Source organism: Xanthomonas sp. (genome assembly GCF_017163755.1).
Taxonomy (GTDB): domain Bacteria; phylum Pseudomonadota; class Gammaproteobacteria; order Xanthomonadales; family Xanthomonadaceae; genus Xanthomonas_A.
The window spans coordinates 29,384-51,504 of sequence record NZ_JAFIWC010000027.1; the positions used below are offsets into that span (position 1 = coordinate 29,384).

16 protein-coding genes are annotated in these 22,121 nt (G+C 71.4%); 2 read left to right on the forward strand and 14 right to left on the reverse strand.

The genetic code is table 11. The features are described from left to right. Nucleotides 1-62: 62 nt before the first annotated feature. From JR065_RS17050 to JR065_RS17080, 7 genes are read right to left on the reverse strand one after another with little or no spacing between them, the layout of a single operon-like run. Nucleotides 63-2,105: an alpha/beta hydrolase family protein gene (locus tag JR065_RS17050; RefSeq protein ID WP_206235518.1), complete on the reverse strand. Its 2,043-nt coding sequence runs from the start codon at nt 2,103-2,105 to the stop codon at nt 63-65. Beyond that, nucleotides 2,102-3,103 carry an alpha/beta hydrolase gene (locus tag JR065_RS17055; protein WP_206235519.1) on the reverse strand — a complete coding sequence of 334 codons (1,002 nt, stop codon included), beginning with the start codon at nt 3,101-3,103 and terminating at the stop codon, nt 2,102-2,104. Before JR065_RS17055 ends, JR065_RS17050 begins: the two co-directional genes overlap by 4 nt. After that, on the reverse strand, nt 3,100-3,747 hold the full coding sequence (locus JR065_RS17060) for an FMN-binding negative transcriptional regulator (RefSeq protein WP_206235520.1): 648 nt from the start codon (nt 3,745-3,747) through the stop codon (nt 3,100-3,102). Before JR065_RS17060 ends, JR065_RS17055 begins: the two co-directional genes overlap by 4 nt. Further along, complete coding sequence (locus JR065_RS17065) at nt 3,747-5,198, reverse strand: amidase family protein (protein ID WP_206235521.1); 1,452 nt, start codon at nt 5,196-5,198, stop codon at nt 3,747-3,749. Before JR065_RS17065 ends, JR065_RS17060 begins: the two co-directional genes overlap by 1 nt. Further along, nucleotides 5,195-6,757 carry an amino acid permease gene (locus JR065_RS17070; RefSeq protein ID WP_206235522.1) on the reverse strand — a complete coding sequence of 521 codons (1,563 nt, stop codon included), beginning with the start codon at nt 6,755-6,757 and terminating at the stop codon, nt 5,195-5,197. The genes JR065_RS17065 and JR065_RS17070 overlap by 4 nt, the downstream gene beginning before the upstream one ends. Further along, nucleotides 6,754-6,996, reverse strand: coding sequence for a hypothetical protein (locus tag JR065_RS17075; protein WP_206235523.1), 243 nt, complete (start codon nt 6,994-6,996; stop codon nt 6,754-6,756). Before JR065_RS17075 ends, JR065_RS17070 begins: the two co-directional genes overlap by 4 nt. A 4-nt stretch (nt 6,997-7,000) precedes the next feature. Next, nucleotides 7,001-9,247 carry a TonB-dependent receptor gene (locus JR065_RS17080; RefSeq protein ID WP_206235524.1) on the reverse strand — a complete coding sequence of 749 codons (2,247 nt, stop codon included), beginning with the start codon at nt 9,245-9,247 and terminating at the stop codon, nt 7,001-7,003. 299 nt (nt 9,248-9,546) lie between these two features. On the opposite strand from JR065_RS17080, the gene JR065_RS17085 reads away from it, so the two are divergent. Continuing rightward, complete coding sequence (locus JR065_RS17085; RefSeq protein ID WP_206235525.1) at nt 9,547-10,059, forward strand: Lrp/AsnC family transcriptional regulator; 513 nt, start codon at nt 9,547-9,549, stop codon at nt 10,057-10,059. 66 nt (nt 10,060-10,125) lie between these two features. On the opposite strand, the gene JR065_RS17090 is transcribed toward JR065_RS17085, so the two are convergent. The 7 genes from JR065_RS17090 to JR065_RS17120 all read right to left on the reverse strand — a co-directional run bounded on the left by JR065_RS17090 (nt 10,126) and on the right by JR065_RS17120 (nt 20,900). Beyond that, the gene (locus JR065_RS17090; RefSeq protein WP_206235526.1) at nt 10,126-11,370 is read right to left on the reverse strand and encodes a dipeptidase; all 1,245 of its coding nucleotides are present in this window, start codon (nt 11,368-11,370) and stop codon (nt 10,126-10,128) included. Between the two features lie 241 nt (nt 11,371-11,611). Continuing rightward, entirely contained in the window at nt 11,612-11,935 is a 324-nt protein-coding gene (locus JR065_RS17095) for a hypothetical protein (RefSeq protein ID WP_206235528.1), read from the reverse strand. Between the two features lie 70 nt (nt 11,936-12,005). Further along, on the reverse strand, nt 12,006-13,535 hold the full coding sequence (locus JR065_RS17100) for a tryptophan halogenase family protein (RefSeq protein ID WP_206235529.1): 1,530 nt from the start codon (nt 13,533-13,535) through the stop codon (nt 12,006-12,008). A gap of 49 nt (nt 13,536-13,584) precedes the next feature. Then, nucleotides 13,585-14,598, reverse strand: a complete 1,014-nt coding sequence (locus JR065_RS17105) for a cupin-like domain-containing protein (protein ID WP_206235530.1) — start codon at nt 14,596-14,598, stop codon at nt 13,585-13,587. Further along, entirely contained in the window at nt 14,598-15,365 is a 768-nt protein-coding gene (locus JR065_RS17110; RefSeq protein WP_206235532.1) for a SapC family protein, read from the reverse strand. The genes JR065_RS17105 and JR065_RS17110 overlap by 1 nt, the downstream gene beginning before the upstream one ends. Before the next feature lie 188 nt (nt 15,366-15,553). Then, nucleotides 15,554-18,727, reverse strand: a complete 3,174-nt coding sequence (locus tag JR065_RS17115; RefSeq protein ID WP_206235533.1) for a TonB-dependent receptor — start codon at nt 18,725-18,727, stop codon at nt 15,554-15,556. 991 nt (nt 18,728-19,718) lie between these two features. Next, nucleotides 19,719-20,900 carry a class I SAM-dependent rRNA methyltransferase gene (locus JR065_RS17120; protein ID WP_206235535.1) on the reverse strand — a complete coding sequence of 394 codons (1,182 nt, stop codon included), beginning with the start codon at nt 20,898-20,900 and terminating at the stop codon, nt 19,719-19,721. A 256-nt stretch (nt 20,901-21,156) separates the two neighbouring features. Between JR065_RS17120 and JR065_RS17125 the strand changes: the two genes are divergently transcribed. Beyond that, a complete protein-coding gene (locus JR065_RS17125; RefSeq protein ID WP_206235536.1) occupies nt 21,157-22,110 on the forward strand; it encodes a TerC family protein in 954 nt (317 codons plus the stop codon). Nucleotides 22,111-22,121: the final 11 nt, after the last annotated feature.

The following is a 22,121-nucleotide window of genomic DNA, read 5'->3' on the forward strand; positions in this document are numbered from 1 at the left end:
GTAAACGTTTCCATTGTAGCTGAATAGGCTAGCGGATGATCCATCGCCCGCTGCCGATACCTCTACGGCGCAGGCTCCTCCCCCGCCGGCCGGAGGTGCGCGTCCAGCCATGCCAGCACGCGTTGCTGCACGTCGCGCCCATGCGCCCGCTCGTGGAACCAGTGCGGCGCGCGCGGGTAGCTGACCATCTCCACCGGGGTGCCGTTGAACTTCAGCGCGCGGTACAGCATCTGGCCCTGGCCCAGCGGCACGCGCCGGTCCTGTTCGCCGTGCAGGATCAGCACCGGCACCTTGATCCGGTCGGCATGGCGGATCGGCGAGTGGGCGTCGTATTCGCCGCGGTTGGCCAGCGGGTCGCCGAAGTAGCCCGGCAGGTAGTCCGGGGTGTCGGTGGTCAGCGCCATCGCGCCGATGTCGGTCACGCCGGCGCCGACGATCGCGGTGCGGAAGCGGTCCGACTGCGCCACCGCCCAGGCGGACAGGTAGCCACCGTAGCTCCAGCCGCCGATCGCCAGCCGCTGCGGGTCGACCACGCCCTCGGCCTGGAGCCGGTCGATGCCGTCGAGCACGTCCTGGAAATCGGCGCCGCCCCAGTCGTGGCGGGCCAGTTCGGCGAAGGCGGCGCCCTGGCCCTCCGAGCCGCGCGGATTGGGCAGGAACACCGCGTAGCCGCGGGTGCTGAGCAGCTGCGCCCAGTCGTGCCAGGAGCCCAGCCAGCCCGACCACCAGGCCCAGGCCGGACCGCCGTGGATCTGCACCAGGGTCGGCAGCCGGGTGCGGCCGTCCCAGTCCGGCGGGGTCAGCAACACGCCGGTGATTTGGCGGCCGTCGCGGCTGGAGGCCCAGCTCAGTTCGCGCAGCCGGCCGTGCGCCCACCCGGCGACCTGCGGGTTGCTGTCGCTGCGCGCGCGCAGCCGGCCGTTGTCCAGCGTCCACACCTCGGCCGGCTGGTCGTCGCGGATGCCGATATAGGCGCTGCGGCCGTTGGCGGCAGTGGTGAAGCTCTGGTACGGGATCTGCGGCCGGGCCAGCGTCTTCCATTTGCCGCTGGACGCATCCAGGCGCAGGAACTCGCCGCGCACGCCGCGCTGGCCCTGGCCGATCAACGTGCGCTCGTCCTGCCAGCGCGCCAGCCACAGCGTGCCCGGCCAGTCCGGCGCCAGCGCCACGCGGGTGCCGGCGACCAGGTCGTGCACGTACAGCGTGGCGGTCATGCCGTGCGCGCCGAGTTCGCCGTACAGCAGGCGGCGCCCGTCCGGCGACCACTGCAGCGGGAACGCCGAGCTGCGCGCGCACAGCGGCGTGCCCAGGGTGCCGGCGGCCACGTCCAGCAGCACCACCCGCGAGGCGTACCAGTAGTCGTTGAGGGTGGTGCCATCGGACACGCGCAGCGCCAGCCGGGTGCCGTCCGGCGACCAGGCCAGGTCGTGCACCTGCAGCCCCGGCGGGGTCAGCGCGCGGGTCGCGCCGCTGCCCAGTTCGCGCAGCCACACCCGCGCGAACTGCCGCGGGCGCTCGACTTCGACCGCATCGTCCTTGGCCTCGGCGCGCGCCTTGTCGGCCGGCGACGGCGGGTCGGTGGCCAGGTAGGCGAGCCGGCGGCCATCGGCCGACAGCGCGAATGCGCTAACGTCGCCGGGCGAACGGGTCAGCGGCGTGGCCGCATCGCCGTCCGCGTCCACCTGCCAGACCTGGGTCGCGGCCAATCCTGCGTCCTTGTCCACGCCCGGCAGCGGCCGGTCGGACAGGAAGCCCAGCGTGCGGCCATCGTCGGCCCAGCGCGGGTTGCGGTCGCTGGCCGCATCCGGCGCGGGCAGGGCGACGGCGCCGTCGCGGCCTTGCGCCGGCACCCGCCAGATGCGGGTCAACGCCGGCTTGCCGTCGCCCTGCGGGGTCTCGACGGTGTAGGCGATGCGCGCGCCGTCGCGGCTGATCTGCGGATCGCCGACCTGCGCCAGCTGCATGATCTGCGCCGGGGTCGGCGGCGGCGCGGCGGCGCGCACGGGCGCGGCGAAGGCCAGCGCCAGCGCGCAGGCGACGGCGGCGGCGCGGTGCCCTGGAGCGAGCCGGGCACGCGGAAGGATCGGTCGGAAGACGGCGCTCATGCGCCATTCTCGCGGCAATCGGCGGCGCCGGACCCGGCATGCAGGTGCCGGCGCAGCCAGCCGGCGCCGGCCGCCACCGCGTCGCGCGCCTGCGCCGAGACCGACATCGCCTCCAGGAAGCTATGCGGCGCGCCGGGGTAGACGCGCTGCTCGACGGCCACCCCGGCCGCGGCCAGGCGCTGCGCCATCTGCACGCTCTGCTCGCCCAGCACGTCGCGCTCGCCCCACAGCAGCAGCGCCGGCGGCAGGCCGTGCAGCGCGGCGCGCAGCGGGCGCGCCAGCGGATCGCGGCAGGCGTGCGCGGCCTGGCCGAGGTAGCAGCGCCAGAACTCGTCCATCTCCGCCGCGCTGAGCATCGCGTCGGCGCCGCCGAGCGCGGCGGCGGTGCGCGCGTCGATGTGCGGGTCGAAGGCGCCGTAGTTCAACAGCAGCGCACCCACGCCGCGCAGCGCTTGCCGGTCGCGCAGGCACAGCGCGGTGGCCAGCGCCAGCTGCGCGCCGGCCGAATCGCCGCCCAGCGCCAGCCGCTGCGCGTCCACGCCCAGCGCGTGCGCGTGCGCGCGCAGCCAGGCGACGCTGTGCACGCTCTGCTCCAGCGCGGCCGGGTACGGATGCTCCGGCGCCAGCACGTAGTCGATGCCGACCACCACCACGCCGGCCGCGGCGGCGTACTCGCGCATCAGCCGGTCGTGGGTGTCCACGCTGAACAGGCACCAGCCGCCGCCGTGCAGGTACAGCAGCGCCGGTGCCGAGGCCGGCGCCCGCGCCGGGCGGTACACGCGCAACCGGCAGGCGCCGGCAGGCGCGTCGATCCGGTGCTCTTCGACCGCGGCCATCTGCGGCCCGCCGGCGCGCCACGGCGCGCGCACCGTCTCGGCGATCTGCCGGCGCTGCGGCCAGTCCAGCGCGCGGCCGGCGGCCAGTTGCGCCGAGTGGCGGCACACCGCCTCGACGAAGCCGCGCAGCTGCGGGTCCAGCGCGTCCAGGCTCGCGCTCATGCGTCGGCTCCCGGCGCCGGCGCGTCCGCGGCGAAGGCGCGCATCCAGTCCACCAGCGCATGCGCGCCGGCGCCGCCCAGCCCGGCGAGGATCTGCGCGAAATCCTGCGCGCGTTCGTCCTGGCCCAGCTTGAAGGTGGCGCGCACGTCGACGATCTCGCCGCGCAGCGCGCTGACCCCCACGGCCAGCCGCGCATAGCGCTCGCCCATCTCTTCCAGGCGCCATGCGGCGTCGCGGCCGGCTTCCATCGCGGTCACCAGCGCCTGCAGTTCGGCGGCGATCGCCGCGGCGGAGTCGTCCACCTCCACCCGCAGCGTGAACACCGCCGCGGCGTAGTTCCAGGTCGGCGCCTGGGTGCGGTCGTCCAGCCAGCTCGGCGACACGTAGGCGTGCGGCCCCAGCACCAGCGCCTGCGCCTGCGGATCGCGGCGCAGCCGCGCCACGTGCGGATTGCGCCGCGCCAGGTGCCCGCGCAGCGCGAGCAACCGGCCGTCGGCGGCGCATTCGGCGCGCAGCGGCAGCGGCGTGAACGCGGCATCGTCGCCACCGGCCGAAACCAGCCAGGCCATCGGCTGCGCGCGCAGCAGCGCCAGCAGGTCGTGCGGCGAACGCGCGGCGTAGCGGGCATCGCGTGCATGTCCCATCACGGCGTCTCCTTCGGATCGGCCGCGGCCACCGAGTGCGGCGGCCAGCGCTGCTGCCACGGCGCGGCCGCTTCCAGTTCGTAGGCCAGCGCCAGCAGCACGGCTTCGGCGCCGCGGTCGGCGACGAACTGCACGCCGATCGGCAGGCCGTCGCCGCCGTGCGCCAGCGGCAGCGCGATCGCCGGCGTGCCGGCCAGGTTCTGCAGCGGCGTGTATGCGGCCCAGTCGAAGAAGCCCGGCATCAGTTCCTCGAGCACCCGGTCCGGCGCCAGCTCGCCCAGCGGCGGCGGCGGCGTGCGCACCACCGGGGTCAGCAGCACGTCCACGCGCGTGTGCAGCGCCTGCAGCGCGGCCGGCAGCGCGGCCAGCTGCGCATAGGCCTGCTCGAGTTCGGCGATGCCGCAATGGGCCAGGTTCCATTGCGCCAGCTCGCGCGTCCACGGCTCCAGCGCGCGCTGCGCGACCGCTTCGCCGAGGCTGGCGACGGCCGCGTCGACGCAATCGGCGGCCATGTGCGACCACAGCGTGACCAGCGCGCGCGTGGCCGCGGCGCCGTCGATCGGGTAGGCCATGCGCTCGACCCGATGGCCCAGGCCTTCGCACAGCTGCGCGGCCTGCGCCAGCGCCGCGGCCACCTCGGCCTGCGGCGCCTGCCCGCGCAGGCCGGTGTCGATCACTCCGATGCGCAAGCGCCGCGGCGACGCGGCGGTCACCATCGGCGGCGACTGCGGATGCGCGGCGGCGAACGCCCAGGCGCTGTCGCGCACGCTGCGCGACATCAGCGCATCGCTCACCATCAGGTCTTCCAGCACGTGCCGGCCACGCACCCGCACCACGCCGCCGCGCCCGGGCTTGAGCCCGACCACGCCGCAGCACGCCGCCGGAATGCGGATGGAACCGGCGCCGTCGCTGCCGTGCGCCAGCGGCACGATGCCGGCGGCCAGCGCCGCGCCGGCGCCGCCGCTGGAGCCGCCCGGCGAATGCGCCGGCGACCACGGGTTGCGGGTGACCGGACCGAGCAGCGGCTCGGTCGACGGCAGCAGGCCGAATTCGGGCATCGCGCTCTTGCCCAGCGGCACCAGGCCCTGCGCCTGGAAACGCTGCGCGAACGGATAGGCCTGCGTGGCCAGCACGCCGGTGCGGCTGCGCGAGCCGGCCAGGCTCGGCATGCCGGGGAAGTCCAGCGAGTCCTTCAGCAGGTACGGCACGCCGCCCAGCGGCGGGCGCTGCGCCAGCGCATCCACCGCGCGCGCGTGCTGCCGCGCCAGCGCGAAGGCGCGATGGCTGAGCGCGCCCAGCGACGGGTCCAGCCGCTGCGCGCGCACGATCGCCGCCTCGGTCAGTTCCAGCGCGGTCAGTTCGCCGCGCGCCAGCAGCGCGGCCTGGTCGTGGGCGTCCAGGCGCCCGAGCGCCAGCGCGTCGTCGACGCGCAGCGAAACAGCATCGGTCATGAAGTCGGTCCGTCGCTTGCGTGAGAAAGGTCCGTGGCCTGCGCCGCGCGGCGCGCGCGGCGCAGCCCGTAGCCCAGGTAGATCGCCGCCCCGGCCAGGCAGTAGCCGAGCAGGATCGCGGCCGGCAGCAGGTCGCCGCGGCGCACCTGGATCGCCATGTCGGTCAGCACCGGCGCCATCATCGCCAGGCACAGCACGATGCCCAGCACCGGCACCACGCCCAGCCACCAGCGGCCGACACGGATACCGCCCAGCGGCACGCGGAAGCCGCCGCGCAGTTCGGGCCGGGTGGAGCGCAGCCAGATCACCGACACGCACACCACCAGGAACGCCGAGGCGATGCCCAGGCAGGCCAGGTCGCCGAGCACGCCGATCGGCAGCAGCGCCGCCGACAGCGCGGCGATGCCGCCCAGCACCAGATTGCCCAGCCAGGGCGTGCGCCAGCGCGGGTGCACGCGGGTGAACAGCGGCGGCAGCAGGCCGTCACGCGCCATCGCCAGGGTCATGCGCGAATGGCCGTAGGCATTGGCCAGCAGCACCGAACCCAGGCCGGTGAGCGCGCCGAGCTTGATCAGCACCGCGAACCCCGGCCAGCCGATGCGGTCCACCGCCAGCGCGATCGGGTCGGGCACGCCGAGCTGGCGATACGGCACCAGCCCGGTCAGCACCGCGCCGGCGGCGATGTACAGCACGGTGCACGCCGCCAGCGCGCCGAGAATGCCCACCGGCACGTCGCGGCGCGGATTGCGCGCCTCGGCCGAGGCGGTGGAGACGGTCTCGAAGCCGAGATAGGCGAAGAACAGCATCGCCGCGCCGCGCAGCACGCCCGGCCAGCCGTAGGCGAAGCCGCCTTCGTTGGCCGGGATGAACGGCCGCCAGTTGCCCGGATCGACGAACCACGCGCCGACCGCGACGAAGGCGACCAACACCGCGACCTTGACCGCCACCAGCAGCGCGTTGGCCGCGGCCGAACGGCTGACGCCGAAGATCATGGTCAGCGCCGCGGCGATCGCCGCCAGCGCCGCGACCGCGTTGAACCCGCCGCCGAACTTCAGATCGGTGTGGCCGCCCTGCTGCACCGCCTGCACCAGCGGCGTGGCGAACGCGGCCGGCACCTGCACGCCGAGGTTGCCGAGCAGGCTGACCAGGTAGCCGGAAAAGCCCACCGACACCGCCGCCGCGGCCAGCGTGTATTCCAGCATCACCAGCCACGCCAGCGCCCACGCCGCGCCTTCGCCGAAGGTGACGTAGCAGTAGCTGTAGGCCGAGCCCGGCACCGGGATGGTGGAGGCCAGTTCCGCGTAGCACAGCCCGGTGAACGCGCACGACAGCGCCGCGATCACGAACGACAGCATCACTCCGGGGCCGGCGAATTCGGCCGCCGCCGCGCCGGTCATCACGTACACGCCGGCTCCGAGGATGTTGGCCACGCCCAGCACCAACAGGCTGCCCATGCCGAGCCGGCGCTGCAGCCCGGCGCGGTCGACGTCGGCCACCGCCACGTCGATGGACTTGCGCGTGCAGGCCTGCGCCCAGCGCCCGGGCACCGGCGCGCTCATGCGCCGTTGCCCGCTGCGCGCGCCGGCGCGGCCGCACGGGTAGCGACGGCGCCCGTGCGCATCGCCACCGGCGGCATCGGCTCGGCACGGCACTCCGGCCGCGGCGCAGCGACCGCTGCGTCGTGTTGCCGCAAGCGTCCGCCGCGCGCGCCGATCCAGGGCGCTGCGCAGCCGTCGCCGCCACGCACGCGCCGTGCGCGCGGCGCCGCGCGCCGGATGCCGCTGATGTCCGCCGCCATGCGCTCAGTACCGCCAGTGCGCGGTGATGCCGACGGTGCGCGGGCGCACGAGGCCCTCGCCCGGGCCGTTGGTCTCCAGCACCGAGCGGGTCACGCCGCGCTTGTCGGTCAGGTTGCTGCCGAACAGGGTGATGTCGGTGCTGCCGAAGGTCATGCGCAGGCGCAGGTCGAACAGGTTGTAGTTGCCCTGCCGGTTCGGCGCCACGCCGGGCACGGCCGAGTTCAGGTCGCTGATGCCGCCGGACAGGAACTGGTGCGACAGGCTCAGCATCGGCTGGAAGCGGGTGTCGAAGCGGTAGCTGAGCAGGTTGCTGATCGACCAGTCGGCCGAGCCCGGCAACTGCGCGCCCTTCGGCGCGGTGCCGTAGTAGAGGATGAACAGGTCCTCGTCCAGCCGCGCCTGCTGCCAGGTGACGGTGCTCTGCCAGTCGAAGCTGGACAGCGGCCGCCACGTCGCCGACAGCTCCACGCCGCGGCTGTAGGCCTTGCCGCCGTTGGTGGCGTAGTTGAACAGGTCCGGGGTCTGCAGGCGCAGCTGGATGTCGCTCCAGTCGACGTAGAACAAGGTGGCGTCGAGCAGCAGCGTGCCGTCGGCCCAGCGCGTGCGCGTGCCCAGCTCGTAGTTGATCAGACTGTCGCTGTCCGAGCCGGCCGGCACCGGGTAGGCGCTGAGCCCGGCCACGTTCGGCGTGCCGAAGCGGAAGCCTTCGGAGACCAGGCCGTAGAACATCAGGTCCTCGTTGGCGGTGTAGCTCAGCGACAGCTTGGGGTTGAAGCCGCTTTCCTCGGTGCTGGACGCGGTGACGATCGGCACGCCCGGATAGGTCGAAAACCCCTGCTGGGTGGACACGGTGCGCACCCGGGTGCGGAACAGGCGGCCGCCGGCGGTCAGCTTCCACTGCGGGTTCAGCCACAGCGACGCCTCGCCGAACAACGCCGCTTCCGAACCGGAGGTGTCGCTGTAGAACCCGTTGAAGATGCGCCCGTCCGGCGCGATCACCGCGCCGCTGCCGGGGCCGTACAGCGAGGACGCGTCGAACGCGGCCGCCGCGCCTTCGGCGCCGAGCGCCTCGTACAGCGACTTGTCGGTGTCGAAGTACATGCCGCCCAGCAGCCACTCCACGCGCCCGCCCGACGGCGAGGTCAGCCGCAGCTCGACGCTGCGCCCGGTGCTTTCGCCGCCGGAGTCGATGTACAGCGGATTGCTCAGGTCCAGGTCCAGGTCGGCGTTGTAGGCCGCGCGCACCGGGGTGTAGTCGAAGCGCCAGTCCTGCGATTTCTTCTGGTAGGCCAGCAGCGCGGTGAAGTCGGCCCAGCCCAGCGCCTGGTCCAGGCGCAGGCTGTGCACATCGACCCGGGTGTCGGTGAATTCGGGGATCGCGGTGCTGCGCTGCAGGTCGCCCAGCGCCGGCATCCGGTAGGCGTTGTCGTCCGAATCGGTGTTCTGCAGCAGGCTCAGCCAGGTCAGCGTGGTGCCCTCGGCCGGGGTCAGCACCAGCGAGAAGCGGCCGCCGGCGACGGTGGTGGTGTTGGCGCCGTCCTTGCCGGTGCCCAGGTTGTCCAGGTAGCCCGGATCGTCGCGGTACTGCGCCACCGCGCGCAGCGCCAGCAGGTCCTGCTTGATCGGCAGGTTGACCATCGCCTTGCCGCTGTAGCCCACGTCCGCGTTGCGGGTCTGGCTGAGCGTGGTCTCCGCGGCGGCGTCGAACCCGGACGGATCGGCGACGTTGGCGATGTAGTTGACCGCCCCGCCCATCGACGCCGAGCCGAACAGCGTGCCCTGCGGCCCGCGCAGCACCTCGACCCGGTTGAGGTCGAACGCGTCCACGTCCGGCACCACGATCGTCCAGCCCGGCTCGGTCAGCGGGATCTCGTTGAGGAAGAAGCCGGTGGTGGCCTGGCCCTGCACGTTGCCGGCGCTGGTGGCGATGCCGCGCATCACCACGTGCGACACGCCGGGCTGGTAGCTGTTGAACACCACGCCGGGCGTGCGTTGGATGTAGTCGGCCAGGCTCTGCGCGCCGATGGCCTGCAGTTGTTCGTCGCTGACCGCCGACACCGAGCCGGCCACCTCGCGCACGCTCTGGTTGCGCTTGCCGGCGGTGACCACGATCGCGTCCAGGTCGATGGCCTCGGCGGACGCCGGTGCGGCCGCGGACTGCTGCGCCCAGGCCGGCGTGCAGACCAGGGCGGAACCGAGACAGCCCAGGCGGACGGCACGGCTGAGCGTGGAGAGGGCGAACGACGGCATGGCAGCTTCCCCTGTGTGGCGGCGAGATGGCGGAGCGCAGAACGGCGCAGGACGTGCGGCCGGCCGTTCCCCGGCGACCCCGCACACCTGTGGCGACCCCAGTAATAGGCGAGCGCGGGCGGCGCGTCCAGCGCCCACCGCAGATGCCACTGTCCAGGCAAATCGCTGAAATGGCTGGGAAATGCGACTGGCGCTCCGCAAGGTCGGCGGGCTAGGATGCGAACAACCGCAGGATCTTCGGCCGATGCCGAGCGATTCCGTGGAAATTGCGCCACCGCCCTTCTTGCGAACCTGCGTGGATGTCCAGCAGAACCCCCGACCGCCTCGACCTGAAGATCCTCGACGTGCTGCAGCAGGACGCGCGCATCACCAACCAGGCGCTGGCCGACCGCGTGGCCCTGTCGCCCAGCGCGTGCCTGGCGCGGGTGCGCGCGCTGGAAGCGCGCGGGCTGATCCGCGGCTACCGCGCGCACGTGGCGGTGGACCGGATCCGTTCGGCGACCATCGTGCTGGCGCAGGTGTCGTTCAAGCAGCACGCGCTGCACGAATTCAACGACTTCGACCGCTGCATCCTGGCGATGCCGGAGGTGGTCGAGGCCAGCCGGGTCAGCGGCCCGTTCGACTACCTGCTGCGGGTGATCGTGCACGACGTGCACCACTGGAAGGACATCGCGCGCAACCTGCTCGGCGGGGACTACGGCGTGGAGAAGATCGTCTCGCAGTTCCTGATGGACGAGGTCAAGCCGTTCTCCGGCTATCCGCTGGCGCCGGGCCCATCGCCGCGGCACTGGCGCGACGAGGAGGCGCCGTAGCGCCTCGGTGCGGCGCGCGGCATGCGCGTGGACGCGCCGCCCGCGCCATTGTCGACGCGCTGCCGCTCAGGAAGCCGGGGTGCGCGCCTGCTTGTCCGCGTAGTCCTGCGCCTGCTGCAGCACCCGCAGCACGTTGCCGCCCCAGATGCCGGCGATCTGCCGTTCGCTGTAGCCCTTGCGCAGCAGCCAGGCGGTGATCTTGGGCAGGTCGGACACGTCTTCCATGCCGTCCAGGCCGCCGCCGCCGTCCCAGTCCATGCCGATGCCGACGTGCTCGGGCCCGACCAGCGCCAGCACGTGCTCCAGGTGCGCGAAGAAATCGTCCAGCGTGGCGTGCTTCACCGGATAGCGCGCATCCAGCGCCTTCATCTCCTCAGCCAAACGGGTGCCGTCGGCGATCTTCAGGTGTTCCCCGTCGCCGTACTTGTCGCTCAGCGCCTTTTCCGCGGCGGTGCGCTCGGGACTGGCGTGGGTGTCGATCAGGTAGCCGCCGTAGGAGTTCAGCTGGATCACGCCGCCGTGCCGGGCCAGCACCTTCAGCCGCGCATCGTCCAGGTTGCGCGGATGGTCGCGCAGTGCGCGCGCGCCGCTGTGCGAGAGCAGGATCGGCACCGGCGACATCTCGATCAGCTGGTCGAACACCGCATCGGACGCATGCGACTGGTCGATGACGATGCCCAGCGCCTGCGCTTGCCGCACCAACTGCCGGCCGGCCGGGCTGAGGCCGTGCCATTGCGGGCCCTTCGGATCGGTGGCCGAGTCGGCGAATTCGTTGTTGAGGAAATGCACGGTGCTCAGCAGGCGCAGGCCCTGCTTGTAGTAGAAGCCCAGCAGCGACGGATCGGCGACCAGCGGGCTGGCGTTCTCCATGCTGATGTAGACGATGCGCTTGCCCGTGGCCTTGATCCGCGCCGCATCGGCCGCGGTGGTGGCCGCGGCGAACTGCTGCGGATGCGCCGCCAGCAGCTGGTGGATGCGCATCAGCCGCTGCAGGCCGGCATCGCGGTCGTCCAGGTGCGCCTGCGCGCTGCGGTCGCCCTGGCCGGTGTAGATCGCCCAGAAACCGCCGTCCAGCGCGCCTTCGACCATCCGCGGGTAGTCCACCTGCGCCAACCGGTTGCCGGCGTGCGCGGCCATGATGTCGAAGTCGCCGCGTTCGAAGTTGGCCGGCGTGTCCAGATGCGAATCCAGCGTCACCAGCGTCTGCTGCAGCGCGCGTGCGCGCGCCAGCTCGGCCTGGGTGAACTCGGCGGCCTGCGCCGGCAGCGCGGCCACCAGCGACAGCGAAAGACACAAGGCCTGCAGTTTCATGGCGCCTCTCTGCGAAGGAGTGGCCCGATCATAGCCCGCGCTGGCGCAGCGGCGCTGCGCGGCCGCTGCGTGCGGCGGTCTGCGCGCCCTGGTGCCTCGCCGCATCGTGCGCGCGGCGACTGCGCAAGCGCGTACCCTTATCGATGCGACGCCATTCCGATGCATTCGCGGGTGCCGGCGGCCGTGCGCGGATCCTCGATCGGACGCGCCTGGCGCTGCGGTCCTCGGTGCCGATGTGCGGCTACGGCGAAAGCGTGTAGCGAACCGGCGCGCCGCCGTCGCGGGTGGCGCTCACGATCCGATGCCGCAGGCGCGGTGCGCTCAGCGCCTCGAGCGGATGCGCATGCGCCGAGTCGAACAGCAGCAGCCGGCCGGCGTCGATCCGCCAGCGCCACAGCGGCGCGGCCAGCGGCCCATGCCGGGTGCCGACGATGGCCGCCACCCAGCCATCGGCGTTGAACCGCAGCGTCTGCACCTGTGTCTCGTCGATCAGGTCCAGGGTCCTGCCGGGAAGGTCCAGCGCCTCCCAGGCGGTGGCCAGTCCCTCGTCTGTGTTGCTGTCCATCGGACGTCTCCAAGGCTTCATCGCGGCGGCGGCATGCGACCGGGCGCGGCACCGGCTGCGTGCTGACGGGCTAGGCGCCCGCGCCGGCCGTGCGGCGGCCCCAGACCTCCTCGCCCGCCGCGCAGTAGCGCGCGATGAACGCGTCCTGCGACGGCATCTGCGCCACCGCCTGGTCGATCGGCTGGCGGATCGCGTCGAACAGCCGGCGCAGCTCCCGGTCGGGCAGCGCGCGCGCCAGCAGGTGGTGCTGCCCGGACACGATGCCCTGCCCCAGCAGCACGTGGATCCACGAATCGACGCGGAACAGCTCGTCGCCGCCCTGCCAGGCATGGGCACGTTCGCGCCATGCGCGCAGCCGCAGCTGCAGCGATTCGGGCAGCGCCATCTCGCGGCACGCCCGCCACATCGGCTCCTCGCGCTGGGTGGCGTGGTAGTGCAGGATGATGAAATCGCGCACGTGCTCCATCTCGGCGCGGCTGACGTCGTTGTAGATGTCCACCGTCGCCGGGTCGATGCCGCCGCCGGGCAGCAGGTCGGTCGGGAACAGGTTGATCAGCCGCACCACGGCGGAAATGGTCAGGTGGATGCTGGTCGATTCCAACGGCTCGATGAAGCCGCTGGCCAGGCCCAGCGAGACCACGTTCTTGTTCCACGCCTTGAGCCGGCGCCCGGTGCGGAACGGCACCAGCCACGGCTCCTTGATCGGCGGCGCGCCGACCTCGCGCAGCAGCTTGGCGCGGGCTTCGTCGTCGGACAGGTGCGCGCCGGAGAACACCAGCCCGCAGCCGACCCGGTGCTGCAGCGGGATGTGCCAGCGCCAGCCCGCCTCGTGGGCGATGGCGCGGGTGTAGGGCACCGGCGCGGCCACCGCCTCGGTCTGCACCGCCACCGCGCGGTCGCACGGCAGCCACTGGTTCCAGTCCTCGTAGCCGGTGCGCAGGGTCTGCTCGATCAGCAGGCCGCGGAAGCCGGTGCAGTCGATGAACAGGTCGCCTTCGATGACCTGCCCGTCTTCCAGCACCAGCGCCTCGACGAAGCCGCTGTCGGCATGCTGGCGCACCTGCTGGATCTTGCCTTCCACGCGGGTGAGCCCCTGGCGCTCGGCGCGCTGGCGCAGGAAGCGCGCATACAGGCCCGCGTCCAGGTGGTAGGCGTAGTTGACCGCCGGCTGTTGCGGCAGCGCGAAGCGGTCCACGCGCGAAGCCACGGTTTCCAGGCAGTAGTCGCCCAGTTCGCCGGGCATGCCGCGGCGCAGCCCTTCCAGCCAGAAGTGGTGGAACGCGCACACCAGCGTGCCGTGCCCGGTGATGCCGAACGGATGGATGTAGCGCTCGCCGTCCCGGCGCCAGTTCTCGAAGGAGATGGACAGCTTGAAGGTGCCGGCCACCGCGCGCAGGAACTCCTGCTCGTCGATCTGCAGGAACCGGTGGAAGCTGCGGATCGGCGGCACGGTGGATTCGCCGACGCCGACCGTGCCGATCTGCTCCGATTCGATCAGCGTGACCTGCAGCAGGTCGCGGAACTGGTGGGTCAGCGCGCACGCGGCGATCCATCCCGCCGTGCCGCCGCCGGCGATCACTACCTTGCGTATCTGGGCCATCGTGTCGCTACTCCTTGCAGTGGTGGATGCCGGCTCGGCGGCCGCATCGCTATCGGTTGAGCCTGGCGATCAGCATCGCGCGCAGCTGCCGCGCCAGCGTGTCGTCGATCGGCCCGAGCAAGTGCCGCGCCTGCGCCGGCAGGTGCTCGCCGGCGCGATCGGAGGCGCCGAACACGTAGTAATCGAACACCTCCCGCCACGCCGCCTTCTCCGCGTCGGGCCGGTCGCGGATCGCCCACATGGCGTGGTACAGCGCCTGCATCGGCGCCGGCAGGTGCGCCGGCGCGCTGCTCCACCAGTAGTTGACCAGCACGTTGAACGGCGCCAGCGCTTCGACGTGGTGCCACCACAGGCCCGGGATGAAGATCGCATCGCCCGGTTCGAGCACGGCGCTGCGGCCGTGCGCCAACGCCTGCGCGAAGCGCGGATGGCGCTCCAGGTCCGGCGCGGCGAAGTCCACCACGCTGACCACCTGGCCGCCCGGCGTGGGTTCCAGCGGGCCCGGGTAGAGGTTGGCGATCTGCGCGGGCGGGAACACGCTGAAGCGGCGGCGGCCGACCGCGCAGCAGGCCAGGTTGTTCGGCGCGTCGTAGTGGCACGAGGCGGTGATGCGGTTGCCGATCCAGATGCTCGGCTGCGATGCGACGCCGTGGGCGGCCAGGTCGAGGTCGTTGCCGGCGCGCAACCCCGGCAGGTGTTCGTCCACCGGCAGCGAGGCGAGGTAGTAGGCCGGCGGACGCGGGTCGTCCAGGTGCGCGGCGATCTCGTCCAGCAGGCCGTGCAGGTCGCCGCGGCGCACCTGGAAGTTCAGTTCGGTGAAATCGTCGTTGTAGAACGGCCGGCCGGCGATCTCCGGGCCGCCGTGGGAGTACTGCAGCGGGCGGCCGGTGCCGTGGCCGCGCAGCAGGTCCATCGCCTCGCCGGTGCCGCGCAGGCCGGCCTGGACCAGCGCCCAGTCGCGCGCCACGCCGCGCAGCACCGCCGGCTCGCCGGCGGCGAGCAGCTCCTGCAGCGGCAGCGCGCCCGGCGCGCAGTCGCGCTCGGGGATGGCGGCCAGCGTCATCAGGCCGCCCGCTCCGGCAGCGCCGGCTCGGCGCCGCCCTGCTGCAGCCGCCGCTGCTTCTCGGCCATCAGCCGGCGCACGTTGTGCAGCGACGCCAGCAGCAGGTACGCGCCTTCCAGGTAGCCGGCCTGGTGCAGCCGGTGCAGCGACGGCGCATCGAGCGCGGCCAGGCGCTCGCGGTCGATGCCGTACAGGCCGGCGAGATTCACGTTGTGGGTGTCGTCGAGCTTGACGTCCACGCGCACCGGCTGGATCAGGCCCAGCGCGTCGTAGGCGGCGAACATCGCCGCGCCGCCTTCCACGCCGTCGCGGATGCCGCGCAGCACGGTGACGATGTGCTCCAGGTACGGGCTGTGGCCGCCCTGCGGCAGGAACACCCGCTCGCCCTCCTCCAGGCTCACCCGCGGATGGTCCAGGTCGACATGGATCACCGGCTCGCGGCGCAGCGCGCCGTCGTCGCCGCGCTGTTCCTGGAAACCGATCAGGAACGGGCCTTTGGCGACGATCCCCGGCAGGTACGCGGCGTTCCAGCGCGAACCGTGCAGGAACAGGTTCTCCTGCGGCTCGAAGCCCAGCAGCGCCACCGCCTGGAACTGGCCGCTGTCGGCGTCCTTGCGCAGGAAGATCGGGTACTCGCGCTGCAGCTCGGCGAATTCGGTCGGGAATGCCTGCACCACGCCGGCGGCGTCGCCGAACTCGCGGCCGAAGCGCAGGATCACCCGCAGGTCGGCGTGGGTCACGTTGTTGAGCAGTTCGTAGCGGGGCATCTGCGCTCCAGCAAGGTTCGGTGACGGTGCCGGCGCCCGTCCGGCAGGGCGGCGCGGCGGCGCGCGCCACGGCGACCATTGCAGCAAAGCGCCGCGCCCGCAAGACGCGGCGCGGCGCGAAGGAGGCGATGGCCGCCGCGGCGCGCGGCGGCCTGTCCGGGCCGCCTGCGCCGGACGGCGCGCCGGCGTCAGAAGTTGTAGCGCACGCCCAGCGTGTAGCGCGGGCTCTGGTCGAGCAGGCGGATGACCTGCTTGTCCGAGCGCCCGTGCCAGCGCACGTCCTCGCCGGTGAGGTTGATCGCCTCGAAGCCCACCGACAGGTTCTCGGTGATCGCGTAGCTGACGCTCAGGTCCAGCTGCTGGTACGCCTCGACGTAGTACGGATTGCGGTTGGACCCGTTCTGGTTGGCCGCGATCAGGTACTCGTCGCGCCAGTTCCAGGCCAGGCGCCCGCTCCAGCCGTACTTCTCGTACATCAGCATGGCGTTGGCGGTGTCGCTGAGGCCGAGCAGGGCGAACTGATCGCGCTCCAGCACCGTGTTGTCGAAGCCGACGTCGCCCTCCACCACGGTGTAGTTGGCGTACACGCCGAACCCGGTATCGCCGAAGAAGTACTGCCCGCCCAGCTCCCAGCCATGGATCTTGGCCTTGTTCTGGTTGACCGGGCGCGACACGTCGAACTCGTACAGCGGGTCGTCGGCCTCGCCGACCAGATCGTAGGCGTTCTCCAGCGCCAGGGTCTGCGCCGAGCTGCCGTTGTAGGCGCCCAGCCCGCCGGTGGCCGCGGCATTGCGCAGCATCGCCACCGCCGAGAACAGCGAGGTGTCGTTGGCCGAACACGCCGCCGCCACGTCGTTGCCGGCCGCGCCGACCTGCGCGGCGCAGGCCGCGCTCTGCAGGAACGCCAGCGCCGCCTGCGCGTCCGGCCCGGAGGTCGGATCGGTCAGCCCGTACATGGTTTCGCGGGTCACGCTGGTGCCGATGAAATTGGACACGCGCTTGTCCCAGAACGTCAGCGACACGTAGCTGGCGTCGGCGAAGTACCACTCCAGCGACAGGTCCAGGTTGTCCGATTCCAGCGGGTCCAGGCTCGGGTTCTCGGAATTGCCCGAGGCGCGCGTGGACGGGTTGACCAGGATCGAGCCGGCCGGCGTGTTCGGCGTCGGCCCGGCGAGCAGGTTGGTGTACGGCGCGCGCGCGATGCTCTGCCCGAACGAGGCACGGCCTTTCAGCGCCTCGGTGAAGTTGATGCTGAAGTCCAGGTTCGGCAGGATGTAGCTGTAGCTGTGCTTTTCGCTGAACGGTTGCAGCTCGGTGGAGCGCAGCAGCCGGAAGTCGTTGTTGGCCTGCCACTGCAGCGCGGTCGGGGTCGCCATCTGCGAGGTGGAGACCACGTCGGTCTTCTCGTAGCGCACGCCGATGCGGGTGTTGGTGGTCATGCCGCCGAGTTCGCCGTCGAAGTCCAGCTGCATGTACGCGGCGCGGGTCTTCTCCTCGACCTGGTTGTCGGCGCTGAACTGCGGGTTGTAGCGCGTGGCCGCGCCATAGACGTCGCCCGCCCACAGCGCCAGCTGGTCGGCGTTGCCGCGCCAGGCGCCCGGCGCGGCGCCGGAGGCGTTGAAGTCGTCGAACATGCCGGTGATGCCGACCGGTTGCAGCAACTCGACCATGCCCGGCTCGTTGCCGGCGTTGGCCACGCTCCAGTCGCCCAGCGTCGAGTTGGTGTCGCTGATGCGCCGGTGCATCGTCGTCTTGGCGCTGTTCACGCCGAACTGGAAGCGGCCGTCGTCGAAGTCCCATTGGCCATCGACGCGCCCTTCCTTCACCTCCGTCACCTGGCTCTGGTAGTAGATGCGCAGCACCTGCGAGCCGAGCTCGGCCGGGGTGAAGTCCGGGTTGACCACGCCGTTGGTGCCGGCGATCGAATCGGCCGCGGTCGGGTACCAGGTGCGTGCGCCGATCGGCAGGCTGTTGTTGAACCACAGCTCCTGGCCCCACTGCCCGCCGCAATGCGCGCCGCCGGTGCAGTTGTTGGTGCCGGCCAGGCTGAAGTAGGTGGCGCTGCCGCCGGTGACCGGATCGTTGGGCAGGCTCTCGGTCTTGGAGTTGTGCGCATCGAAGCTCAGGCGCAGGCGGTCGCTGGCCTGCCAGTCGGCGTTGAAGCCCAGCGAGCCGAGCTTGTACTTCTGCATGTTGCGCTGCTGCTCCATGCCGAAGTCCTTGGCGCCGTTGGGCACGTCGCGCAGGTACACCGGCGTGGCCACCGCCTGTCCGGTGTCGAACACCAGGTCGGTGAAGCTGTTGGCGCGCTGCAGCCAGATGCCCTGCTCGCCGCGGTCCTCGCGGATCTCGTTGGCCGAGTAGGTGTAGTCCAGGGTCAGGGTCAGCGCGTCGGTCGGCGCGAACTGCACCACCGCCTGGCCGTTGAGCCGCTCGCGCTCGAAGTCGGCGAAGGCGTAGCGCAGGTCGTTGGGCATGGCGTAGAGCTGGCCGATCTGCGGCGCGTTCTGCACGTTGGCGTCCGGGCGCAGCGCCGGGTCGGTGCCGGTCCAGCGCTGGATGTTCCAGGCGTTCTCGGTGGCCTGCACCGAGCCGCCGCGGCGCTTCTGGTAGCTGCCGCTCAGGCCGATGCCCCAGGTCTTGTCCGGGTTGGTGTAGCTGAAGATGCCGGACACCTCCGGCGTGATCTTGTTGTCGAACGGCTGCGATTCGTCGTACGCGGCCTTGGCGCCGGCGCTGGCCACCAGGCCCTGGTGGTTGAACGGGCGGTCGGTGAGGATGTTGATGGTGGCGCCGATGCCGCCGCTGGGCGCGTTGGCGCGGCTGGTCTTGTACACCTCGATGCCGGTGATCGCCTCGGCCGCGAGCTGGGCGAAGTTGAACGCGCGGGTGCCGCCGTCCACGCCGCCGATCGGCACCTGGCCGGGCGCGCCGAAGGCGTCGGCACCGGGAATCAGGCGGCCGTTGAGGGTGACCGAGTTGAACTGCGGGCCGAAGCCGCGCGCGGTGACCTGCGCACCTTCGCCGTCGCGGCGCTCGATCGAGATGCCGGTGATGCGTTGCAGCGACTCGGCCAGGTTGGTGTCGGGGAACTTGCCGATGTCCTCGGCGCTGATCGCATCGACCACGCCGGCGGCATCGCGCTTGATCCCCATCGACTGGTTGAGGCTGCTGCGGATGCCGGTGACGGTGACCGTGTCGAGCGTGGTGGCCTGGTCGGAAGCGCTGGAGGTCTGCGGCGCCTGTTGCGCCTGCGTTTGCGGCGCCTGCGCGTCCTGGGCGAACGCCGGGTTGATGACCAGCACCCCGCCGACGAAGGTGAACATGGCCCTGGACCTGAAACTCCTAAACGGATGACGCATCAGAATGCCCTCGGTGCTGGAATCGAACGGACAACGCATGCGGCGTGCGACGCGGCTGTCGCCGTCGCCGAGGCCGTCCCTGGTACGTGACGCGGAAAGCTGCAAGCCTTCATGTGATCCCCTTCACTTGATCGATGGATGAAACGCGCCTTCCCCCGAGGGCGCCGGGCGGGCGACCAGCGCCCGCTTGCAACCGGACGCTGGCGACAGCGAGCCGTTAACGCGAATGTCGATGCACAACCCGGATCGGAAGGCCGTGCGGCGAGGTTGCCCGCGCCCGGCCGCGAGGCTGGCGCAGGTCGCCACGCGACCCGAATTGATAGCGCTACCAAAACAGCGACACAAACCTAATACCGTATGACAGCGCTTGTCACCGTGCGCCGCAGCAATCCGGCCCAGCCATAGATACGGCGGGAAAAACCGCGTTTCGCTGTAAGCGTTATCAGGCTGCGCATCGCGCGAAAACGGATGGCGTGGCGGCGCCATTCACGCAAAAGGCAGCGCGATTATCCGTATCGGATGTATCGATTCGCCGCCGTAGACAAATGCAGCGTGGCCGGCTTCGCGGCGCTGGCTACGAAGCGATCGCGTCGTCTCTCGCGATACCCCCGCCGGCATCTGCAGCGCAGCCGCAACCACGCGGCGCGCGGGATCCTTCGCCCATGGCGGCACGGGTTGCGGCAGTGCCCGCATCGGCGCGGGCCAACGGCAGGCGGCCACGCGCCGCACCGCGGTCGCCGCGCGGCGCGGCAGCGGCGCATCCGCGCACATCGGCCGGCATGCGCGGCACGGCGGATGCTGGTTATCCAGGCATGGATGCGGCGCGTGCGCGGCAGTGCAGTGGAAGGACTGCCGCGCGGATCGGGCACGCCGCAGCCGGCTACGGCTACGGCTCGCGCGATCGCGCGGCAGGCGGGTCAGGCGCCCGGCCGCGGCGAACGCGGCCGGTTTCCAGGCGTGGAGGCCTGCGGTGCCGAACGCCGGTGCCAGCTCAGTCCAGCACGCGGCAGAACACCGCCTTCAGGTAGCGCGATTCCTGCACGTGGGCCATGAACGGGTGGTCGGCGCCGGCGCCGGCCACCTTCAGGATCTGGATGGTGCGCCCGGAGAAGTACGCGGCGCGGCGCAGCATGTCCAGGAACTCCTGCTCGGCGACCAGCCCGGTGCAGGAGAAGGTGGCGAACAGGCCGCCGGGCTTGACCACGCCCAGCGCCAGCTTGTTCATGTCCAGGTACTTCTTCAGCGCCGGGATCACCTGCTCGCGGTCGCGGGTCATCTTCGCCGGGTCCAGGATCACCACGTCGTACAGGTCCCCGCGCGCGGCGGCGTCGCGCAGGTACGGGAAGATGTCGGCCTGCACGAACTTCAGCTTCACGTCGTTGAGCTTGGCGTTGCCCTTGGCGATGCTGAGCACGTCCTCGTCGATGTCCACGCCGACCACCTCCTCGGCGCCGCGCACCTTGGCGTAGACGCCGAAGCCGCCGGTGTTGCAGCACAGGTCGAGCACGCGCTTGCCGGCCACCTGCCGGCTCAGCCATTCGCGGTTCTCGCGCTGGTCGGCGAAGAAGCCGGTCTTGTGCGCGCCGGCCGGATCGGCGCGGAAGCGCACGCCGTACTCGCTGATGATCGCAGGCTCCGGCGTGTCGCCCTGGCTGGATACCGGCCGGTAGTCGAAGCTCTCCTGCTTCTGCACGTGCTCCTCGGCGAAGCTGTAGAAACGCGCGCCGGGGAACTGCGCGCGCAGCGCGGCGTAGATCCATTCGCGGTGGCGGAACATGCCGGCGCTGAAGAACTCCACCACCAGCAGGTCGCCGTAGCGGTCCACGACCAGCCCGGACAGGCCGTCGCCTTCGGCATGCACCACGCGCCAGGCGTCGGACACCGCGTCGAGCTTCAGCACGTCGCGGCGCAGCGAAGTCGCCGCGGCGATCTTGCGCGCGAACCAGGCCTCGTCCACCGCGATGTCCGGATGGGTCTCGAGGATGCGCACGGCGATGCGCGAATGGCCGTTGTAGAAACCGCGGCCGATCCACTCGCCGTCCACGCCGACCACGTCGACCAGGCTGCCCGGCTTGGGCTTGGCGGCGGGCTTTTCGACCAGTTTCTGGAAGATCCACGGATGGCTGGAGCGCCAGGCGTTCTTGAGGCGTACTACGGGCAGGGGGGTATTCATGAACGCCATTGTATCCGCCCGGATTGACGGCACCGCCGCTTGCCGCAAGAATGGCCCCCAGAAGGGGAGTAGCTCCCAACGTTGTCGCCGTCATTTCGAGCCCGCAGGCTCCGGTGCAACGGCAGCCGGTCCGCCGGCTGCGAGCGAGACCTTCGCCGCAGCGGCGAAGGCACCCTATCGGAACGATCACTCGTTTCCTCCCGGATACCTCCGCCGCCTGCGGCCCGAGGTTCAACTTTCACTGACGGGAACAACAATGGAAACGATAGGCAACGTCTGGTTGTGGACCGGCTTCGCGGTCGTGGTGGTGGTGGCGCTGCTCGCCGACCTGGTGCTGATGCGCCACGGCGGGCCGCACAAGGTCACCTTCAGGGAAGCGCTGTGGTGGAGCCTGGGCTGGATCGCGCTGGCGCTGGCGTTCAACGCCGGGCTGTGGTGGTACCTGCGCGAGACCGCCGGCGTGGTCGCCGGCAACCAGTACGCGCTGGAGTTCCTGACCGGCTACCTGGTGGAGAAGTCGCTGGCGGTCGACAACATCTTCGTGTTCCTGATGATCATGGGCTACTTCGCCGTGCCCGAGGAGCAGCGCCAGCGCGTGCTGGTGATCGGCGTGCTCGGCGCCATCGTGCTGCGCGCGATCATGATCTTCGCCGGCTCGGTGCTGCTGACCAAGTTCCACTGGCTGCTGTACGTGTTCGGCGCGTTCCTGCTGCTGACCGGCATCAAGATGTGGTTCTCCGCGGGCAAGGAGCCGGACCTGGAAGCCAACCCGGTGCTGCGCTTCATGCGCCGGCACCTGCGCCTGACCCCGCAGTACCACGGCAACGCGCTGAGCGTGGTGCAGGAAGGCAGGCGCTGGTACACGCCGCTGTTCGCGGTGCTGATGCTGATCGCCATCACCGACGTGATCTTCGCGGTGGACAGCATCCCGGCGATCTTCGCGATCACCACCGACCCGTTCATCGTGCTGACCTCCAACGTGTTCGCGGTGCTCGGCCTGCGCGCGATGTTCTTCCTGCTGGCCGGCATGGCCGACCGCTTCCACCTGCTGCCGTACGGGCTGGCGATCGTGCTGGTGTTCATCGGCATCAAGATGCTGATCGTGGACCTGTACAAGATCCCGGTGCTGGTGTCGCTGGCGGCGGTGGCGCTGGTGATCGGCGCGACCGTGGCGCTGAGCCTGATGCGCCCGGCCAAGCCGGCGCACTGAGCGGGCGGACC